4 protein-coding genes are annotated in these 2,661 nt (G+C 36.2%); all 4 read left to right on the top strand.

Going from position 1 to position 2,661, the window contains the following annotated elements; genetic code table 11:
* Positions 1 to 13: 13 nt before the first annotated feature.
* Positions 14 to 802 (top strand): DeoR/GlpR family DNA-binding transcription regulator, encoded by a 789-nt coding sequence (locus WBF61_RS04995; protein ID WP_424254471.1) that lies wholly within the window; start codon positions 14 to 16, stop codon positions 800 to 802.
* Positions 799 to 1,227: a galactose-6-phosphate isomerase subunit LacA gene (lacA, locus tag WBF61_RS04990; RefSeq protein WP_424254469.1), complete on the top strand. Its 429-nt coding sequence runs from the start codon at positions 799 to 801 to the stop codon at positions 1,225 to 1,227. The genes WBF61_RS04995 and lacA overlap by 4 nt, the downstream gene beginning before the upstream one ends.
* Positions 1,228 to 1,267: 40 nt before the next feature.
* The gene (lacB, locus tag WBF61_RS04985; protein WP_424254467.1) at positions 1,268 to 1,786 is read left to right on the top strand and encodes a galactose-6-phosphate isomerase subunit LacB; all 519 of its coding nucleotides are present in this window, start codon (positions 1,268 to 1,270) and stop codon (positions 1,784 to 1,786) included.
* Positions 1,787 to 1,804: 18 nt separating this feature from the next.
* On the top strand, positions 1,805 to 2,661 hold an 857-nt coding region (locus tag WBF61_RS04980; protein ID WP_424254465.1), incomplete at its 3' end, for a hexose kinase.

Below are 2,661 nucleotides of genomic sequence, written 5' to 3'. Positions count from 1 at the left end.
AGGGGGAATACGTATGAAAAGAAATCGATTGCTGACAATTTTATCAGAAGTAGATAAAAGTGGTACCGTAAAAACAGCTGATTTGATAAAAAAATTAAATGTCTCTGATATGACAGTTCGAAGAGATTTAGATGAGTTAGCCGAGAGCGGTAAAATTATCCGTCTTCATGGTGGAGCGCAGAGTATCAAAAGTAGTATCACATATGAAGCTTCCCATGTTGAAAAGCGTGAACTAAATATAGAAGAAAAAAGAGAGGTTGCTCAGATTGCAGCTTCTGAAATCAAAAATGGCGAAACGATTTTTATCGGACCAGGTACAACCTTAGAACTTTTAGCGAGCTACATTCAAGTAGACTACTTGAGAGTTGTAACAAATAGCTTACCTGTATTTGAGAGCTTTCAAAAAGAACGACCACACATTGATCTTGTTTTAACTGGTGGAACTTTCCGACAACGTTCGGGAGCATTTGTAGGTGAATTAACAAACGGGACGATCGAGAAGTTGAAATTTAATCGAGCATTTGTTGGGGTTAATGGCATTAGGAATGAAAGTGTTATGACTGCAGATACAGAAGAAGGACAAACGCAAAAGAAGGCTTTAAACAATGCACAGGTAAAATATATTCTAACGGATCACCACAAATTGAATAAAGATGATTTTTATCAGTTCTATAATTTATACGATATTGACTATTTAATTACTAATAAGCAAGTATCTAATGAGACTTTGTCACACTACGGACAATACACTAAAGTTAAAACCACTAAAAATACAAACGAGTCAAAGGAGATTATAAAATGAAAATAGCATTGGGTTCAGACGAAAAAGGATTCGCTTTAAAAGAATTAATTAAACGTTACCTAGAAGAACAAAACTATACAGTTGTTGATACAACAGAAACGGCTGCTGAAGATTTTGTTGAATCGTCAAAATTAGTTTCTTCTGCAGTTCTAGGTGGACAAGCTGATCGCGGAATTATGTTTGATGAATTCGGAGCTGGCTCATTTATGGCAAGCAATAAGATCAAAGGCATGATTACAGCAAATGTCACAGAAGAAAGAACAGCCCATATGACAACAGAGCACAACGGAGCAAAAGCGATTGCGATTGGATCGGGAGTAGTTGGAGTAGCCTTAGCTAAAAGCATTGTAGATTCCTATTTAGAAATTGAATATGCAGGCGGACGTCACCAAGTTCGTGTAGATATGCTTGAAAAAATGATTTAAGAAATGACTAAATAGAAACACACTAGGAGGAATAATAAAAATGATTATTGCTATCGGAAACGATCATATTGTAACAGATGTAAAAATTAATATTTCAAACTTCTTAAAAGAACAAGGACATGAAGTCATTGATGTAGGAGCTTACGACACAAGCCGTACTCATTATCCAATTTATGGGAAAAAAGTTGGAGAGTTGGTAAGCAACAAAACAGCTGACAGAGGCATCGTTTTATGTGGGACAGGCGTGGGCATCACAGTAGCTGCAAACAAAAATGAGGGCGTTCGTGCAGCATTAGTTAGTAATGCTGCAATGACTAAATACGTAACTGAGGAACTAAATGCAAACGTTATCGGTTTTGGTGGAACAACAGTTGGTAAATTTCTAGCAGAAGATATTGTGTCTGTATTTTTAAATGCTGCATACAAAGAAACAGCTGAAAATAAAAAATTGATTGAAAAAATTGACAATCTTGCACCAAAAAATGCTGATCAAAACAATAATCCAGATTTCTTTAAAAAAGAATTGGACTTATGGGATGAAGGCTACTACCACGATTAATTTAAAGGAGCTGTAATGATGACTAAACCAATTCTAGCGGTTACGATGAACCCATCGGTAGATATTTCTTATCCATTAGAAAAACTTCAGTTAAATAGTGTCAATAGAGTAACAGATGTAACTAAAACTGCTGGTGGAAAAGGACTAAACGTTGCGAGAGTTTTGCATCAATTGAATTCTCCTGTGGTTGCATCTGGTGTCTTGGGGGGAACAATTGGTCAATTTATCGAAAAGAAATTAGATGAAACCAACATAAAGCACAACTTTATGCCAATCAATCAAGAATCGCGAAATTGTATCGCTATTTTACACGATGATATGCAACAAACAGAAATACTAGAAACAGGCCCTTTGTTAACGGAAAAAGATGAAGCAAACTACTTAAATCATTTTGAGAATAGCTTAAATGGTATATCGGTTGTAACAATATCAGGAAGCTTGCCTAAAGGATTAAGCACAGAGTTGTATGCAAAGATGATTGAGATCGCAGCAAAGAAAGAAATACCGGTTCTATTAGATAGTTCTGGTGACCCACTGAAAGTTAGTTTATCAAGAAAGCATAAACCTTTCTTGATTAAACCAAACCAAGAAGAAATTGCTCAATTAATTGCAAAACCAATCCATGATTTAGTTGAACTACAAGAAGTGTTAGCAACGAATCCGTTATTCCAAGGTGTAGAATGGGTTGTCATCTCTTTAGGAGCAGACGGTGCTCTTGTAAAACACAATCAAGAATTTTTCCGATTAACAATCCCTAAAATAAGTGTGGTTAATCCTGTTGGGTCAGGTGATTCAACGGTTGCTGGACTAGCTAGCGCCATTGCAACTGGGGCTGACGATGTTGAAATCATGAAAACCGGTATGACAACAGGAAT

It is taken from the genome of Carnobacterium sp., assembly GCF_049673005.1.
Taxonomy (GTDB): Bacteria; Bacillota; Bacilli; order Lactobacillales; family Carnobacteriaceae; genus Carnobacterium_A.
Note: the sequence above shows the minus strand (reverse complement) of the source record. Positions and strands in the feature narration are given on the sequence as shown.

Excerpts from the sequence above, each read along its gene's own strand:
- WBF61_RS04995 (WP_424254471.1), top strand. The coding sequence starts at position 14 with ATGAAAAGAAATCGATTGCTGACAATTTTATCAGAAGTAGATAAAAGT.
- lacA (WP_424254469.1), top strand. The coding sequence starts at position 799 with ATGAAAATAGCATTGGGTTCAGACGAAAAAGGATTCGCTTTAAAAGAA.
- lacB (WP_424254467.1), top strand. The coding sequence starts at position 1,268 with ATGATTATTGCTATCGGAAACGATCATATTGTAACAGATGTAAAAATT.